Source organism: Anaerovorax odorimutans (assembly GCF_024459955.1).
In the GTDB taxonomy this organism is placed as follows: domain Bacteria; phylum Bacillota; class Clostridia; order Peptostreptococcales; family Anaerovoracaceae; genus Hominibacterium; species Hominibacterium odorimutans_A.
In genome coordinates this window covers 102,673-119,587 of the sequence record NZ_JANFXK010000002.1, presented here as the reverse complement: position 1 = coordinate 119,587, position 16,915 = coordinate 102,673, and the positions used below count along the sequence as shown (strand labels likewise).

Genomic DNA, 16,915 nt, shown 5'->3' with positions numbered 1-16,915 from the left:
GGAGATTATGGAGAAACAGACAAAGGACCCACAGACAAACGTGCAAATGCCGGCAGGCAGCGCAGATGAACGGGCCGCAAAAATAGCCGCCCAGAATGTCAGCACTGCCCAGGCGCAGCAGAGCAGGATGGCAGCGGCGCCTGAAAAAACACCCGGCCAGAGCGGAGCGGAAGTGCAGCCGCAGCCTGCACAGCCCAGCCCGCAGCAGCCCCATGCCGCAGCTGCGACCGCAGCAAAAAAAGATGCTGTGACCGTTGAAATGCAGAAGGTTTGTCTGGCGGTAATCAAAGAACTGAAAAAGGTCATTGTGGGAAAAGACGAGGTCATCAAAAAAGTGCTGATGGTCATTCTGGCTGGAGGCCATATTCTGCTGGAAGATGTGCCGGGCGTGGGAAAGACCACTCTGGCCCTGGGACTTTCACGAGTGATGAACCTCAATTACAAGCGAATGCAGTTTACACCGGACACCATGGCCAGCGATATCACCGGATTCAGTGTTTATAATAAGGAAACCGGCGGTTTGGATTACAAGCCGGGAGCAGCGCTGTGCAATCTTTTCCTGGCAGACGAGATCAACCGGACCTCCGCCAAAACCCAGGCGGCTCTTCTGGAAGTCATGGAAGAGGGCGGCGTAACGGTAGACGGAGTGACCCACAAAGCACCGGAGCCTTTTGTCTGCATTGCCACCCAGAACCCGCTGGGAAGCGCCGGAACCCAGAAGCTTCCCGATTCGCAGCTGGACCGCTTTATGGCCAGGCTTTCCATGGGCTACCCGGATCTGAAAAGCCAGGTGGATATCATAAAACAGAGACAGACTGCCGACCCCATGGACACGGTTCGTCCTTTGGTGGGCGCTGCCCATATCAAAGCCATGAAGCGGGCCGTGCAGCTGGTACGCATGGAAGACGAGATCATTGAATACGCGGCGGCGCTGTGCGAAAAGACCAGAAACGTGGAATCCGTAGAGCAGGGCGTCAGCCCGAGAGCTGTGCTGGCCCTGGTGCAGATGGCTAAGGCCGACGCGCTTATGGACGGCAGAGGCTATGCGATTCCGCAGGATATCAAGGACGTATTCGTCGATGTCTGCTCCCACAGGCTGATCCTGACGGCCAGAGCCAAGATCCGCAAGGAAACAGAGGAAAAGATCCTGCTGGATATTTTAAACGAGGTAAAGCCGCCGGCCATCCTGGAAAGAAAGGCAAAATAATGCTGCGAAACAGAGTGTTTTATGTGCTGCTGCTTTTGGCAATGGCAATGATCTATATTTTTACAAATACATATTACACGCTGACGCTTTTGGGCCTGTGCGTTCTGCTGCCCGTAATTTCTCTGGCGCTGATGCTTTTCTCCCGCAGAGGCCTTTCCATAGGGCTGGAGGTTCCGGGCACCGCGGAGAAAGAAAACGCAGTCTTTACCTACAGCTTTGAAAACAGCAGCGTTTTTCCCGTGGCACGGCTGATTTTTCTGGTACAGATGGAAAATCAGATGACCGGTTCGCAGAAGACGAGAAAAGTCAACGCTACCGTGGGCGGTAAAAAGACGGTGACCGCCAGACTTGCCATGAAGGACAGCAAGGTGGGAACGGTTATCGTTTCCACAAAACAAATCCGGGTTTACGACGCATTTGGCCTGTTTGCCCTGAAAAAACCGGACCTTGCCGACCGGGCGACGGTCGTTTATCCCGATATGCGTCAGGCGCAGGTCTATATGGAAAAGCCCATCGAGACCACAGGCGACGGAAGCCGGTATTCACCGGACAAACCGGGACAGGATGTAAGCGAAATTTTCACCCTCAGGGAGTATGTGCCGGGAGATGAGGTGCGGAAGATCCACTGGAAACTGTCTTCCAAGATCGACAAGATGATGGTTCGCGATTTTAGCCTGCCCCTCAATTATTCCGTGTTCCTTTTGATGGAACTGACAAAGGGAAAAGAGGACGTGGTGGATGCGGTGGTGGAGCTGTATCTTTCCCTGTCAAGGGCGCTTTTGGAAAGCGGGATCAACCACAACCTGGCCTGGTATGACGCAGGCGAGGGCGCTTTTCACGTGCGGGAGCTGGATGATTTTGAGGACCTGGAAATCGCTGCAGCTCAGGTGCTGTCCTCCTATGCCGGGGAAAAAACGGGCATAGCCCTGGACTACTACGCTGCCAGCGCTTATCGCACGCAGAAGAGCACGCTGGTCTATGTGGCATCGGACCCGGATCTGGATAAAACCGCGGAAATGGAAGTATCCCAGATCATGCGTACCATTTATGTTTATGAAGACGAAAAGAAACGGGAGCAGGCCCAGCAGGCCATTCAAATGATCCCGGTATCTGTGAAAAATATAGCCGAAGGCATTCCGGAGATAATGGTGTAACTATGATTTTGACAAGGAAAAAAGAAGCGCAGACAACAATGGATCTGGTGCAGATAACGGAAGAAAACAGCAGACATCCCGGCAGAAGGGTTATCTTTGAGCTGCTTTTGGCCATCGCCCTGTCGGTGGGATGCTGGTATACCTTTTTTTCTATGTTCCCCAATCCGGTGGACCCGCTCATTAGTATCCTTTTGATTGCGGGACTTCCCATCGGCCTGTACTTCCTGTGCTGGAATCCCTTTTTAGGCAGGTTTCTGGTTTTTTATGTATTTCTGCTTACAGCCGTGTTTTTTGTTCTGGCCTATGAGTCGGTATGGAACGGGCTGATGGTTATGGCAAACATCATCATCGAAGTGCTCAACGATCAGATGAAGGCGGGACTGGTTCCCTTTGAGGTCACAGGCGATACGGTAGATTGGAGCACCGATGTTTTTCTGGCGATGATCCCCATTATCCTGCTGGCCTCCATGGCGATTGTCCACAGCATCTATCACAAAGAGCCGCTGCTGGGATTTGTGCTGACCGCCATTCCGGTAATGATCGGACTGTGTCTGAAAATCGAGCCATCGGTGTGGCTGCTGATCCTGCTGCTTTTATGCTGGACAGGGCTGCTGGTTCTCTCGGCAGTCGCCAGACCGGTGAGCCGGAAAAAGAACCGGCCCATTTACATACAAAATGCGAAAAACTCTTCCCTTCCATATATTTTCCTCAGCATTACACTGGTACTTTTGCTGGGGTATGTAACGATTTTTTCAGGAGAGGACTATCGGCCGCCGCAGACGGTGGAGGATGCCAAGGCCGCTGTCGTTGCCGCGGAGCAGCACCTCCGTTACGACAAACTGGGCGGGAGCGAGATCGACCAGCTGACGAAAGGCGATCTGACCAAATCCCATCCGCTGGCCTATACGGACAGTACGGTGCTATCCCTAAAGACGCAGATGGCGCAGCCCATGTACCTGCGAGGCTTCACAGGCGGAAACTTTGAAAAGGACAAATGGTCGGAAGCTCCGGAGGGAGCGTATTCCGGCGAATTCACCGGTATGATCGAATGGCTGGAGAAAAAGGATTTTTATCCGTGGATGCAGCAGGATCGGCTATACCGTATGTCAAAGGATTATGATTTCTATTCGGTGGATGTAAATAACATCAACGGAAACAGCAAATACATGTATCTTCCCTATGAGGCAGTCATAGGCGGCGATACTGCGCCGGGCGAGGTGGATTATGAAAAGGACTACGGAGCCTTCACAAAGGGGCTGGCCGGTCAGCGGGAATATACCTTTAAGACGTTCCAGCCCAAGTTTAATGATTACAGTGAAGAAAGTATCGCAGACTGGCTCAGTGAGCTGAAAAAGAGTCCGGACTGGGCTGCCTACTCGGAAGCGGAGGCGGTTTACCGCAGGTATGTCTACGATACATACCTCTATGTTTCCAACAAAGACGCGGCGGCGCTGGGCGCCAGCGGCATTGAAAAGTGCGAGGGAAAAACCATCGACTACACCCTCCATTATATCCGCAAGAACTTCGATGAAGAGTTTACATACGATTCCCAGCAGGGCAAAGCGCCCGGCAGAAAGGGCGAGCTGGACTATTTTATGAACGACAGCTACAGCGGAAACGATATGCACTTTGCCACTGCCGCCGCTCTCATGTTCCGCAAGGCCGGGATTCCTGCCAGATATGCGGAAGGCTATTACCTTTCGCCGGAATACATGAAGCTTTACACAGGCATGAGCGATCTGACGGTGGATGTGCCCGATTCGCTGGCTCACAGCTGGGTGGAAATCTATATTGACGAAATCGGCTGGTTCCCGGTGGAAGTGGTTCCCGGGTACTACGATATGGCAAAACAGCAGACGCAGGAAAAGGAAGAAGACGAGAAGATCAAGGAAGATACCAAGAAGAATTACGAGGACCAGGTTCCGGAGGACAATCAGCCTCAGGAAAAGCAGGAGGATGAAAAGAAAACCATCAATCCGCTTTGGTTCGTTCTGCTGGCGGTATTGCTGCTGATTGCGGTCTACGAGATTCTGGGAAGGTGGCGAATCCGCAAACTTCTTGCCTCTTTCGGAACTGTGCGGACGGACGCGCAGGTTTATGCGATGTACCGCTACGTGGGGAAGGTTATGGCCTTTGATAAACATCCGCTGCCTGCCAACCCCTATGATAAGCTGGAAGAAATCTCGGCGGCCTATGATGCTGTGACGGAGATCCGCTTTGCGGAATTCCTGAGAATGGTAAACAAGGTTCGCTTTGGCGAAGGAGACCTCTCGGAGGAAGAGCATAAAAAAATGGCCCGCTACGCTGTAAAGGCAGGGAGCCATATCTACGCCTCCTCAAAGAGGGGCAGGAAATTTCTGATGAAATTTATTCTTTTCTACGTCTGAGGACGATGAAAACGATGGTAAAGCCGATGACCACAAGGATTAAAATGATGGCTGCGATTTTAGCGATGGAGCCGGTATTCGGCTCCGGGCTCTGAGAACTGTCCGCAAGACCGGACTTGTCCACAGGGACCGAATCGGCGGTCTCGCCGTAGGCGGTTTCGTAAGTAATGACGTTTTCGCCCAGCTTTTTCAGGACGTTGTTCTCTTTATCCGTCCTGCTGCTGCCAGTGGTAAAGGTGAATGTGTGGGCGTTATCAATGGTCATTCCATTCTTGGCCTTGACTGTGCTGTCCACAGAGACCCGGTACTTGCTGCTTTTCTTAAGGTCTGCGGCAGGCTGAATGAAAACTTCCCGCCGGTAGTCCTTTTGCACCTGATTGTCGGGGAAGATCAGCCGGATGGATACGGCGTTTCCGTCCTCATCGGCCAGATGAAAACACTTTTTATTATTGGCAAGCACCGTTACGTTGCAGATGTTTTTGTTGAAGTTGAGCTGTATGGTTTCGTTGACGGCAACGTCCTCGGCCCCATCGGCGATTGAGGCGCTTTTCAGCGTCAGAGGAATGTCGCGGTTCTGCCCGTTTCCGCCGCCGGTACCGTCGCCGCCTTCCGCGAAGGCCGGAGATGCGGTCAAGAGCAGGAGCAGACAGACGGTCAGTGAAATGAGGTGGCGTTTGCTGTGTTTTAACATGGTGAAACTCCTTTGAATTTGCTGTTAAAAACTATGATATCATAAATGGAGGAAAAAATGCGAAAGTTTTCCCGGATAACCGGGATGGTTCTGATTTTAATCATGCTGCTGGGCCTGACTGCCGGTCCGGTTTTTGGCGAGACCTGGGAATTCGGCACCAGCGGCCAGGGTAAAAACCCCTTTACTCCGAGGGGCTACCTTGTGGATACGGAAAAAGGTACCCACTGGCTCCATAGCGTCTACAACAACAGCGGCCCGGAGGTCAAATACAGCGGCGTGGAAAACGGCGTGGACTATCTGGACGCGAAGAAGAGCGACGGATCCAACTATACTTTTTATGCCATGACTGACCGCAATCCTTATTCTTCAAAAACCGACTGGATTGCTTACGGAAAAATTTATCTCTTTGCCTATAAGAATGGTGACGCGATCCCAAACTTTGAGCAATATGTGAGCAGGACAACTGTCAACGGCAATGAGCTTGGCGTAGACCCATCGGGAAAGGGAACCTGTAAGGCATTCGAAATTAAAGGTTTTGAGCTGGAACCGGGCTGCAAGTATGAATTCGGATTTCTCAGAGGCATGCAGGCCCAAAACGGTATTACCCTGGTGCTGGCGGAGGACGAAGACGGCAATACCACCGGCTATATCCAGCAGACGGACGAGGGCCTTACCTCTGCTGAGAAAAAACGGTATAATGAGCAGAAGGATAAGGAGTACGAGTTTATTTCCAGCTGGCACAAGAAGAAGGATGGAAAAGGCTATACGGTCAACCGGGTGCCCATGCGCTTTTCCGTCCAGACCTATGCGGATCTCAGCAGGTGGGAAAAGAAAGCCGATGCGGCGCAGAGTTTCCTCAATTCCGTCACCGATAAGGATTTGAAGGCCGGAAAATACAAGCGTTCCAACATCAAGCAGCTGCGGCTGCTGCTGGCGGATCTCAATGAAAAAGCGGAGAAGAATGTCAAAACAAAGCTGCAGCCCGAGGCCGATAAAATGATCGATTCCATGATCAAGGATTTAGAGGCGATGATAGAAATCGCAAAGAGCGATAAGCCGCAAAAGGCCAATATCTCCAAGCTGGAAGCCAAGCTGAAAGAAGCGAAAACGCTGTACGCCAAAGCAAAAGCCAATGTCGGTATCGACATCGGCCAGTACGGACGCATCGAAGTGGAGAACCTGGGCGAGGAGATCGAAATTGCCAGGGAGATGGACCAGTACACGCCTCAAAATGAAATCAACGACGAGATCGAGGCGCTGGACGATGCCATGACAGAGGTAAAAGCTTCCAAGGTCCAGGAAGAACAAAAAGTGTTTTACGATAAAATAACGGGTATCTATGTAATAGCGCCTGTGGATTCTCTGCCCGACGATGCCAAGCTCTTTGTCAGACAGATGGGAAAGGAAACCAGCGATTATAAATCGATCAAAAGGAGCCTTTCCGAAAAAGAGACGGAGGCGGTCTACTACCGAATCCAGTTTTATCAGGGAGACAGTAAGATCCAACCGACGAAGAATGTGGAAGTACAGATGCCCATCAATGACGATATCAGTCAGAAAAGCAGTACGGTTTACGCCGTGGGCAGCAAGGGCAGCCTCAGCAAAGTGAATTCCGTCAAATCCAACGGAACTCAGATCTTCAAACGGAAGAAGCTGAGCGCCTTCGTTATGGCCGGCAGTACGGCTACGGAAGCTGAGAAAGCGGAGGCCAGGGGAGAGCGGATGGCAGCGCTGATGGCCCAGAAAAACGACAAGGATGCGGACAATAAAAACAACCGCTTGGAAAAGGATCAAAAGAAAAAAGAGGAATACAAAGACCCTATCAACAAGCTGCTGAAAAGAAACGCCAATACTGCCACCTTCAGCAATGACGTGAGAAAAGAAACCAATCCCATTTATCTGGTCTTTGTCGCAGCGGTACTGGCGGCAGCGGCAGTGGCTCTGGGAATCCGCGGGCTGAGGGACAGCCGGAGAAAGATGGGGTCGAAGAAGCAAACATAAATGCTATAAAAGTGAAAAAAATAAAAGTTTATAGCATTGATACTACAAACTTTTAACGGAAGGTATCCGGATTATCAATGCCATCGACTTTCTGCTTACGGAATAAATATTTGGAGAAATAAATGAGAGATAACTATAACAGAGATATTAACTATATGCGGGTATCGGTTACGGAATTGTGCAATCTGCGCTGCCGTTACTGCATGCCGGAAGAAGGAATCGCGAAAAAAGCCCATGAGGCAATGATGACGGCTGAGGAAACCATTATGGCGGTGGAGGCGGCGGCCCGGCTGGGCATCCGTAAAATACGCATCACCGGCGGTGAGCCGCTGGTCAAACGGGGCATTGTTCATCTGTGCGGAGCCATAGCCGACATCCCGGGGATTGAAGAGGTATGCATAACGACCAACGGCACTCTGCTTCCCAAATTCGCCAGGGATTTAAAAGCGGCGGGCGTTTCCCGGCTCAATATCAGTCTGGACACCCTGAATCCGGAGAAATTCCGCTATATCACCAGGATCGGTGAGCTGGAGGACGCTCTGGCCGGCTTGAAAGCGGCTGAGGATGCGGGATTCTCCAAGATCAAAATCAACAACGTACTCATGGGGGGCTTTAACGATGATGAAGTGGAGGATTTCGTCAATCTGACAAAGGAGCAGCCCATCGAGGTGCGTTTCATAGAATTAATGCCCATCGGCGGAGGAATTGGATTCGACCGGGCGCAGTTCGTCAGCTGTGAGACGGTGCTGGAACGGGTGCCGCAGCTTCACTCCCTCAATCGGGAAGAGGGCGTTGCCCGACTTTACGCGCTGCCGGGCGCAGCAGGGCGCGTAGGCCTGATCCGACCGGTCAGCTGTGAGTTCTGCGAAGGATGCAATAAGATCCGGCTGACAGCGGATGGAAAACTTAAGCCCTGTCTCCACTCCGATCAGGAGATTTCCCTCAAGGGGCTGGACACCGATCAGATGGAAGAGACCCTTCGCGGCGCGATCATGGACAAGCCGCAGAAGCGGGAGGAGCTGGGCGCGGATAGCCCCAGCAAGGCAGGCAGAGATATGAACCAGATAGGAGGATAAAAATGGCGGATTTTTCACATTTCAACGAGGACGGTCGGGCTAAAATGGTGGACGTAGGCGGCAAGGACACCACAGTGCGGACAGCGGTCGCCACAGGAAGAGTCCTGGTTAACCGGGAATGCTTTGATTTAATTAAGAGCGGCGGCATGAAAAAAGGCGACGTGTTGGGAACGGCTCAGGTGGCCGGGATCATGGGAGCGAAAAAAACTTCCGAAATCATACCCATGTGCCACCCGATCATGATCAACGGCGTCAACATCACCTTCAATTATAATGAAGAAGACTTAGCGATTGAGATCATGAGCGAAGTGAAGTGTTCGGGTGTTACCGGCGTAGAGATGGAAGCGCTTTCGGCTGTTTCCATAGCAGCGCTTACCATTTATGACATGTGCAAGGCTGTCCAGAAGGATATGGTCATCGACCAGGTGCATCTGGTCAGCAAGAGCGGCGGCAAGAGCGGCGACTTTGTCTGGAAGGGATAGCCGGGCAGTGACGAAAATTGCCTGTTTAGGCGGGGAAAAAGTCTTATTGCATCGCAATTAGACGATTTATGTTCCGGAGGCGTCATTTTCAGGCGAATGTCCACATAAAAAAGCGCACTGAGGCAAAACGATGTGATTTGTTTGCGCAGTATTGAGGCTACAATGCTACAAAGCTGCTGATTTTTGTTCCAAAAGGCCGTATATGCAGTTGTTTTTCGATGAAATAGCACATTTTTATGTGGCCATCCCTTGCGAAACTTGCGATCTGGAACATAAAATGGCAAAAAAGGGTTTGTATCAAATACGATCGATAAAATTCTGCACAGAAATATCCGAAAATTTCTGACCGGCAGAGAGTTTTAAAGGAGGAGTAACATGAGCTATACAGCAGCAGTCATCACCATGAGTGATAAGGGCTCACAGGGACTGCGAAAGGACACCAGCGGACCGGCGGTCTGCGAAATGCTGAAGGAAAATGGCTGGGACGTGGTTTACACCAACATCATTCCCGACGATTTTGAAACCATAAAGAGGGAATTGATGAAATGCGCCGACGAACTGGACGTGTGTCTGGTCATGACAACCGGCGGCACCGGGTTTTCCAAGCGGGACGTGACCCCGGAGGCGACCCATGCGGTGGCGGACCGCGAAGTGAGGGGAATCCCCGAAGCCATGCGGGCCGAAAGCATGAAGATCACGCCCATGGGCATGCTTTCCAGAGCCGAGGCGGGACTGCGGAGCGGTACGCTGATCGTCAACCTACCGGGAAGCGAAAAGGCGGCAAAAGAATGTCTGGCCGCAGTCATTAAACCAATTAAACACGGAATCGATGTGCTGAGGGGCCGGTCCCACGACTGCGCGGAGATGCACAAACATAGTAAGGAGGGTCATCATCATGGCTAAAGTAAAAGCTGTTTGTATCAGCGAAAAAAAGGGAGAGCAAAAACATCCGGTAGAAAGCGCGGAATTAAAGATCGATCACGGGATCGTGGGCGACGCCCATGCGGGAAATTGGCACAGACAGGTCAGCCTGCTGGCTGCCGAAAGTGTTGCCAAAGTCCAGAAAGCGCTGAACTTTGAACTTAAAAGCGGTGATTTTGCAGAAAATATTTTGACCGAGGGAATCGAGCTGTTCACCCTGCCGATAGGTACCAAGCTGAAAATCGGCGAGGCGGTCGGCGAAGTAACCCAGATCGGAAAAGAGTGCCACCAGGGCTGCGCGATCCGGGAATTGGCCGGCGACTGCGTTATGCCGCGGGAAGGCATTTTCATCAAAGTTTTACAGGAGGGAACTGTAAAAGCGGGAGATGAAATCGAGGTAATCTAAATGAAATACGATGTGGTAATTATCGGAGCCGGTATTCTGGGCTGCCTGACAGCAAGGCAGCTTTCCAGATACCGGCTTTCGGTGCTGGTCATAGACAAGGAGCCGGACATCGGGGAAGGGGCTACGAAAGCCAATTCGGGCGTACTGTACGCAGGATTTCATCCGCGGGGCGGCAGTCTCAAGGGAATTTCCTGCGCCAGGGGAAACCGTATGCATCAGGCCCTGTGCAGGGATCTGGACGTGCCCATGGAATACGTGGGCTCACTTTTTGTGGCTTTTCACGAAGAAGGAATCGAGCAGATCGAAGAAAAGATGAAGAAGGGCCGCAAAAATGGCGTGGAGGGCATGGAGATGATCAGCGGGGATGAAGCCAGGAGGCTGGAACCGGCCCTCTCGGAGAAAGTCATCGCAGCCATGTATGCTCCCACTACCGGGATCATATCACCTTTCAAATTGGTTCTGCATACGGCCCTCAACGCAGTGGAAAACGGTGTGGCTTTCCAGTTTGACACTGCGGCGGAAAACATCGAGGACTGCGGAGATTTCTACCGGATACATACCAATCGAGGCACGATTACGGCGGACTATATTGTCAATACGTCGGGAGAAGGGGCAGCTGACCTGGAGCGCTTTGTGCGCCCGCGGGATCTGATTATAAAGCCCAAACGCGGGGAATATCTGGTCTTCGACACCCCATCTCCCATAAAACATGTGATCTATCAGGCGCAGGAGCATGACGAAAAGGGCACGCTGCTGGCGCCGACAACGGACGGCAATATGCTGGCCGGACCGACCTCCTATAAGGTCAGAAGCTACCAATGCACGGAAACTTCTCAAAAAGGGCACGACCATATCACCCATGTGGCGAAGAAGATCCTGCCCGGCCTGGATCTGGGTAATGTGATTGCTTCCTTTGCCGGAGTACGTGCCAATATTGAAAATGTACCCAAGGAAGAAAAGGATTTCGTCGTGCGCACCAGCGGGCGCAATTTTGTCAGCGCATTGGGAATTAAAAATCCGGGCATGACCGCTTCCCCCTACCTGGCGGATAAAATTACCGGACTTCTTTTCGATAGCGGACTCAGGCAGGAAGAGAATCGGGACTTTAATCCTATCTACCGAGCCAAGCCCCTTTTCCTCAAAGCAGACAGGGAAACGCAGAAACGGCTGCTGGCGGAGGACCCCGCTTATGGAAATGCTGTCTGTCGCTGCGAAGGCATTACCGAAGGCGATATTCGATCGGTTCTGAATTCTCCATTGCCGCCACATAATCTCAACGGTCTGAAAAAGCGGCTGCGGACGGGCATGGGCAGGTGTCAGGGCGGTTTCTGCACGCCCCAGATTATTGATATTCTCTGCCGGCAGTGGAACGTTCCTCCTGAGAAAGTTTGCAAAAACGGGCCCAAAAGTTCGGTTGTAAAAGGGAGGCTGAGGTAATGAGAATTGTTGTAATCGGAGGCGGTCCCGCAGGAATGGCAGCGGCTGTTTCCGCTAAAGAGCAGGGAATACCAGAAGTCCTGCTTTTGGAGCGCCATCCCTACCTGGGCGGGGTGCTGCCCCAGTGCATCCATAATGGATTCGGCACCCAGATTTATCAGACGGACTATACCGGCGGCGAATACGCGTGCCTGTGGGCTGAAAAAGTAAAAGCCGCAGGGATCGATGTCCGCACAGATACTACGGTGCTTTCCGTTGAAAAAGGATGGAAGGTCAATTGCGTCAGCGCTGATTCCGGAGCGGAGGTTTTAAAAGCGGATGCGGTAATCATCGCGACCGGGTGCAGGGAGAGAACTCTGCCGCAGATGCTGATACCGGGAAGCCGTCCTGCGGGAATTTTTACGGCAGGCTCGGCGCAGCTGATGATGAACATGAAAAACTATCTGCCCGGAAAGAGTGCTGTCATCCTGGGTTCCGGCGATATCGGCCTGATTATGGCAAGACGCATGACGCTGGAAGGAATCCGGGTGAAAATGATTCTGGGACAGGAGGCCACCGGTCTGGCGAGAAACATCGTACAGTGCGTAAAAGACTATAATATTCCAATGCGCTACGGCTGGACGGCGGTTTCCACACACGGTTATGAAAGGCTGAAAGGCGTTTCCATAGCGCCCTTCGGCAGGGATGGAAAACCGGATCTGACGAGAAAGGAATACATCCCCTGCGACACTCTGCTGGTGGCCGCAGGCCTGATACCGGAGCTGGAGGTGTGCGCAAGGCTTGAACCGGAAGACGGACTCTTTATCTGCGGCAATGCCCACTTGGTTCACGATCTGGTGGATCATGTCACCAATGAGGCCATGGAAACGGGAAAGCGGGCGGCGGCGTACCTGGGAACGGGCAGATGCCCGGCATGCTTCCCGCCTGCCGAAGAAAGAGAGCTGACCGGCGCAAGGGGGAATATGATCTGCACGATCTGTCCAAAGGGCTGTATCATGCAGGTGGATACGGAACCCTTTTCAGTGTCGGGAAACCAGTGTGAAAAGGGCGCGGATTTTGCCCGGAAGGAAATTGAAAATCCCCAAAGAATCGTGACCACAGTCGTGAAGCTGGAAGGCGGGAGCCAGCCCGTCATATCGGTGAAAACCGATCGGCCCGTGGATAAAGGGGATATATTCAAGGTAATGAAGGCCGTAAAAAAAGTGAAGGTCGCGGCGCCCGTTTCAGTAGGGCAGCTGGTTGCGGAAAATATCGCTGACACAGGGGCTAATCTGGTCGCTACTTGGGAATGTAAAGGGACAAAGAATTGACTGTACCCATATTACACAGAAAATAGCGAAAAATGGATACTTTTGCAACGGTTTCCACCGCTGATTTTTCGAAAATCGGCCTGCTTGAAGGAAAAAACCTCAAAACAGACCCCTCCAGCCCACAACTTTTATCCATAAAGGCAGCTTTTTTACCAAATCTGGATAAAAAAATATTTTCACCCTCTACCAATTGAAAAGCCACAATCAAAAAGGAGCCGCAGCCCGCGGCTCCTTCAACTCCCATAACAGCTAAACCGTCATCTCCTGATAATCCTTGAAATCCGGGAAGTCGATCTTAAGATCGGTATTGATGCTTAGATATTCCATCGTCATCTTATAATTCATAGTAATCGTCTCATCATTTGCTTTTGTTGTCATGGAAAAATCCATATCCACCTTTTTGGCCATATTGTTTTTGTCTGCGAGAACCGTCACATTCATTTTGTCAAATGTGGTATTTTTCTGTGCTTCCGAAATGCCTTTGGCGCCGGCTACGTTCTTGGAAACATAGTCCAGAGCTTTGCTGGGATCCAAGGTAAACTTGTAGACTGTGTCGCCGCCGTCCTCACTGACCTTCAGATCCGAAACCATATCCTTTGTGATGGCAAATATATCTTCCGTATCCACATTCATCAGAGAATTCATCTCATTGGAAGTATCCATCTTTACCTTCTGTCCCATGAACTCCATGTAAAGCGCCTGATCCTTCATGTACATAGTCCCGCTCATATCCGTACCGGCCGCGTTCATTTTATAGTCCATTTCCATCTGAATATCGGTATTGGATTTCTTAATCTCTTTTCCGGTGCCGCTCATTTTCATATTATAATCGCCCTGATCCGAAGGCACCTCGGCATCCATACTCATTTTGAATTCCATATCCTTGATGTTTTCCATGTTTTTCTGCACGGCCATAAAAGATTCAAAATCGCTCTTTCCCTTGTCGGAAGTCTCAGAAGAATCGCTGCCGCAGGCCGCCAGAGAAAAGACAATCAAAAGGGCTGACAACAGGCATAGCCATTTCTTTTTCATATTCATAATAAGCTCCTTTCTGCGCATCATAACGTTTATTGATTATACCATAATCACAGTCTTAACAGAATCCCTAAAATGAACCGCGCATTTTACATCCATTTAACATAATTAACCCAAATCTAACGCTTTTCTTAAAATAGGTTTAACAAAAGCCGGTTAAACTAAACTTGTAAAAACGAAAAGGATGATAAAAATAAAAAAGAAAGAAGGATCAAGAACATGAAAAAGAAACTATTAACCGGTTTGCTTGCTGCGGCAGTTTTGGTAACATCGCTGGGAATGGCAGGATGCGGAAGCGGCGGGGACAGCAAAGACGCAGCGGCGGATAAAGGAAGTGTCGTAATCGCGGGCTCCACATCTGTTCAGCCCCTTTCAGAGGCAGTAGCCGAGGCATATATGGACAGCAATCCGGATGTAACCGTTGAGGTTCAGGGTGGAGGTTCCGGCCAAGGCATCAAATCCATAGAAGAAAAAATTGCCGATATTGGTGCGCTTTCAAGGGAAGTGAAGGATGAAGAAAAAGCTTCCGTGGCGGACGAATATGTCGTAGCCAAGGACGGCGTGGCAGTGGTAGTCAACAAGGACGTAAAAGTAAATGACCTGACACTGGAGCAGATCAAGGATATATACACAGGAAAAATCGCAAACTGGAAAGAAGTAGGCGGAGATGACAAGCCAATTACAGTTGTATCCAGAGAAGAAGGCTCAGGAACAAGAGGCGCTTTCACAGAGATTACCGGCGTACTGGAAAAGGATGACGCAGGAAAGGAAACGGATAAAACCACCAAAGACGCGCTGGTTCAGCCGTCCACAGGAGCTGTAAAGAAAACCGTCGGCAGCACTCCTGATTCCATCGGCTACGTATCTCTGGGAGCACTGGATGACAGCGTAAAAACAGTAAAGGTTGAGGGAATAGAGGCTACGGTAGACAACGTACTGTCCGGCGACTACAAGATTCAGAGACCGTTCGTCTATGTTGTCAACAGTGAAATGAGCGATACGGCAAAAGCATTTATCGAGTATGCCACAGGGGCGGAAGGCCAGAAAATCGTAGAGGAAAACGGCTTTATCCCTGTAAACTAAAAGGGCATAACCATGAAGACGAGAGAAAAAGCGATTGAAAAAATAATTCTGATATGTGCGGCGGTCTCCACTCTGGCCGTTGCGCTTATTACGATATTCATATTCAGTTCCGGCTTTCCGGTTTTGAAAAGCTACGGCGTATTTAACTTCATCTTCGGGGAAAACTGGAGGCCGACCGGCGGCCAATATGGGATTCTGCCGCTGATCGCAGGTACCCTGGGTGTGACGCTGGGAGCATTGATTATCGGTATTCCCACCGGACTGGGCTGCGCCGTATTCCTTGCGGAAATGTTGAAAAAGCGGTCGGCAAGGCTTTTCAAAGCAGCCATTGAACTGCTGGCGGGGATTCCCTCTGTGGTATATGGGTTCTTCGGCTTGGCGGTCATCGTTCCGGTTATCAGAGAGTATATCCTGCCTCTGGTGCAGAAGATAAATCCGGATGCTTCCAGCAGCGGATTCAGTGTGCTGGCGGGGGCGATCATACTTGCGATCATGATTCTTCCAACCATTGTGAGCATTTCGGAAAACTCCATATCCGCAGTGCCCAGAGAATTCCGGGAAGCTTCTCTGGCCCTGGGGGCGGATAAGAGGGAGACCATTACAAAAGTAATCCTTCCGGCTGCCAAATCGGGCATTTTTTCCTCGATCATTTTGGCGATGGGCAGGGCTATTGGAGAAACTATGGCGGTGCTACTGATTACGGGAAACATGGCTCAGATACCGGGCAGTCCGTTGGATTCAGCGGCTACGCTGACGGGAACCATTGCTATGGAAATGTCCTATGCCACACCGGAGCACCAAAGCGCGCTGTTTGCTATCGGCATTATTCTCTTTGTAATTATTGTGATACTCAACTCCATTGCGCAGGCAATCATGAGGAAATTCGGGGGTATGACAGCATGAACAAGAATGTAAAAAGCAAAGGCTATTTCGGGCTGATCGGCCTGGTAGCTGCCATAACCCTGGGGGTATTGATTCTTATCATAGGATTCATCCTCGTCAGAGGAATTCCCAATATATCGCTGGAGTTTCTTACGGATTCTCCCAGAATGATGGGTAAAGAAGGCGGGATTTTTCCCGTCATCATAGGTACGCTGTATGTGACCCTGGTATCCATCATTATCGCTACGCCCATCGGAGTGGCGGCAGCGATCTATTTTTCGGAATACGCGAAGAAGGGGAAGCTAATAAACATAATTAGATTCTTTACAGAGGTCCTGGCTGGAATACCGTCAGTCATCTTCGGTCTCTTCGGCTTTGCCTTCTTCGTTGTATTTTTAGGTATGGGCTGGTCGGTCATTTCCGGCGGGCTGACCCTATCCATGATGATTCTGCCAACGCTGATCCGTTCCACAGAAGAATCGCTGAAAACAGTTCCGGTTTCTTACCGGGAAGGCAGTCTGGCGCTGGGCGCTACCAAATGGGAAACCGTAAAAAAGGTAGTGCTGCCCTGCTGTAAATCCGGGGTTTTGACCGGGCTGATTCTGGGAATCGGAAGGGCCATCGGAGAAACAGCCGCCGTCATGCTTACCGTAGGCGGATCGCTGAAACTTCCGGTATCGGTTTTCGATTCGACGAGAACCATGGCAGTACACTTGTATACGCTGGCTTCCGAGGGACTTTCGGATGAAAAGACCTATGCCACCGCGGCACTGCTTATCATTATCGTACTGATTATCAACACGCTTGCCAATTACATCAGCGGTAAGTTAGCGAAGGAGTAAC

At 51.0% G+C, this 16,915-nt stretch carries 16 protein-coding genes; 14 read left to right on the top strand and 2 right to left on the bottom strand.

What is annotated here, in order from left to right; genetic code table 11:
* Nucleotides 1-7 precede the first annotated feature (7 nt).
* Genes NE619_RS02780 through NE619_RS02770 form a run of 3 tightly spaced genes read left to right on the top strand, consistent with a single transcriptional unit; the run spans nucleotide 8 to nucleotide 4,748 of the window.
* Nucleotides 8-1,207 carry a MoxR family ATPase gene (locus NE619_RS02780; protein ID WP_330640653.1) on the top strand — a complete coding sequence of 400 codons (1,200 nt, stop codon included), beginning with the start codon at nucleotides 8-10 and terminating at the stop codon, nucleotides 1,205-1,207.
* Complete coding sequence (locus NE619_RS02775; protein WP_256130837.1) at nucleotides 1,207-2,361, top strand: DUF58 domain-containing protein; 1,155 nt, start codon at nucleotides 1,207-1,209, stop codon at nucleotides 2,359-2,361. The genes NE619_RS02780 and NE619_RS02775 overlap by 1 nt, the downstream gene beginning before the upstream one ends.
* A 2-nt stretch (nucleotides 2,362-2,363) precedes the next feature.
* Complete coding sequence (locus NE619_RS02770; RefSeq protein WP_256130836.1) at nucleotides 2,364-4,748, top strand: transglutaminase-like domain-containing protein; 2,385 nt, start codon at nucleotides 2,364-2,366, stop codon at nucleotides 4,746-4,748.
* On the opposite strand, the gene NE619_RS02765 is transcribed toward NE619_RS02770, so the two are convergent.
* The gene (locus NE619_RS02765) at nucleotides 4,729-5,439 is read right to left on the bottom strand and encodes an Ig-like domain-containing protein (protein WP_256130835.1); all 711 of its coding nucleotides are present in this window, start codon (nucleotides 5,437-5,439) and stop codon (nucleotides 4,729-4,731) included. The genes NE619_RS02770 and NE619_RS02765 overlap by 20 nt on opposite strands.
* Nucleotides 5,440-5,496: 57 nt before the next feature.
* Between NE619_RS02765 and NE619_RS02760 the strand changes: the two genes are divergently transcribed.
* The 8 genes from NE619_RS02760 to NE619_RS02725 all read left to right on the top strand — a co-directional run bounded on the left by NE619_RS02760 (nucleotide 5,497) and on the right by NE619_RS02725 (nucleotide 13,266).
* Nucleotides 5,497-7,440, top strand: a complete 1,944-nt coding sequence (locus NE619_RS02760) for a hypothetical protein (protein WP_256130834.1) — start codon at nucleotides 5,497-5,499, stop codon at nucleotides 7,438-7,440.
* Nucleotides 7,441-7,562: 122 nt separating this feature from the next.
* A complete protein-coding gene (gene moaA, locus NE619_RS02755; RefSeq protein WP_256130833.1) occupies nucleotides 7,563-8,516 on the top strand; it encodes a GTP 3',8-cyclase MoaA in 954 nt (317 codons plus the stop codon).
* A gap of 2 nt (nucleotides 8,517-8,518) precedes the next feature.
* Nucleotides 8,519-8,998 carry a cyclic pyranopterin monophosphate synthase MoaC gene (moaC, locus tag NE619_RS02750; protein WP_256130832.1) on the top strand — a complete coding sequence of 160 codons (480 nt, stop codon included), beginning with the start codon at nucleotides 8,519-8,521 and terminating at the stop codon, nucleotides 8,996-8,998.
* 375 nt (nucleotides 8,999-9,373) lie between these two features.
* Complete coding sequence (locus tag NE619_RS02745) at nucleotides 9,374-9,901, top strand: MogA/MoaB family molybdenum cofactor biosynthesis protein (protein ID WP_256130831.1); 528 nt, start codon at nucleotides 9,374-9,376, stop codon at nucleotides 9,899-9,901.
* Nucleotides 9,894-10,325: an MOSC domain-containing protein gene (locus NE619_RS02740; protein WP_256130830.1), complete on the top strand. Its 432-nt coding sequence runs from the start codon at nucleotides 9,894-9,896 to the stop codon at nucleotides 10,323-10,325. Before NE619_RS02745 ends, NE619_RS02740 begins: the two co-directional genes overlap by 8 nt.
* Nucleotides 10,326-11,762 (top strand): NAD(P)/FAD-dependent oxidoreductase, encoded by a 1,437-nt coding sequence (locus NE619_RS02735; protein ID WP_256130829.1) that lies wholly within the window; start codon nucleotides 10,326-10,328, stop codon nucleotides 11,760-11,762.
* Nucleotides 11,762-13,072 carry a DUF1667 domain-containing protein gene (locus NE619_RS02730; RefSeq protein ID WP_256130828.1) on the top strand — a complete coding sequence of 437 codons (1,311 nt, stop codon included), beginning with the start codon at nucleotides 11,762-11,764 and terminating at the stop codon, nucleotides 13,070-13,072. The genes NE619_RS02735 and NE619_RS02730 overlap by 1 nt, the downstream gene beginning before the upstream one ends.
* Nucleotides 13,073-13,104: 32 nt before the next feature.
* On the top strand, nucleotides 13,105-13,266 hold the full coding sequence (locus NE619_RS02725) for a hypothetical protein (RefSeq protein ID WP_256130827.1): 162 nt from the start codon (nucleotides 13,105-13,107) through the stop codon (nucleotides 13,264-13,266).
* A 55-nt stretch (nucleotides 13,267-13,321) separates the two neighbouring features.
* On the opposite strand, the gene NE619_RS02720 is transcribed toward NE619_RS02725, so the two are convergent.
* Nucleotides 13,322-14,110, bottom strand: a complete 789-nt coding sequence (locus tag NE619_RS02720; RefSeq protein ID WP_256130826.1) for a DUF6612 family protein — start codon at nucleotides 14,108-14,110, stop codon at nucleotides 13,322-13,324.
* Nucleotides 14,111-14,326: 216 nt separating this feature from the next.
* Here NE619_RS02720 and NE619_RS02715 point away from each other — a divergent pair, with 216 nt between their 5' ends.
* Genes NE619_RS02715 through pstA form a run of 3 tightly spaced genes read left to right on the top strand, consistent with a single transcriptional unit; the run spans nucleotide 14,327 to nucleotide 16,914 of the window.
* The gene (locus NE619_RS02715) at nucleotides 14,327-15,190 is read left to right on the top strand and encodes a phosphate ABC transporter substrate-binding protein (RefSeq protein ID WP_256130825.1); all 864 of its coding nucleotides are present in this window, start codon (nucleotides 14,327-14,329) and stop codon (nucleotides 15,188-15,190) included.
* A gap of 12 nt (nucleotides 15,191-15,202) precedes the next feature.
* The gene (pstC, locus tag NE619_RS02710; RefSeq protein ID WP_256130824.1) at nucleotides 15,203-16,093 is read left to right on the top strand and encodes a phosphate ABC transporter permease subunit PstC; all 891 of its coding nucleotides are present in this window, start codon (nucleotides 15,203-15,205) and stop codon (nucleotides 16,091-16,093) included.
* On the top strand, nucleotides 16,090-16,914 hold the full coding sequence (pstA, locus tag NE619_RS02705; RefSeq protein ID WP_256130823.1) for a phosphate ABC transporter permease PstA: 825 nt from the start codon (nucleotides 16,090-16,092) through the stop codon (nucleotides 16,912-16,914). Before pstC ends, pstA begins: the two co-directional genes overlap by 4 nt.
* Nucleotide 16,915 lies beyond the last annotated feature (1 nt).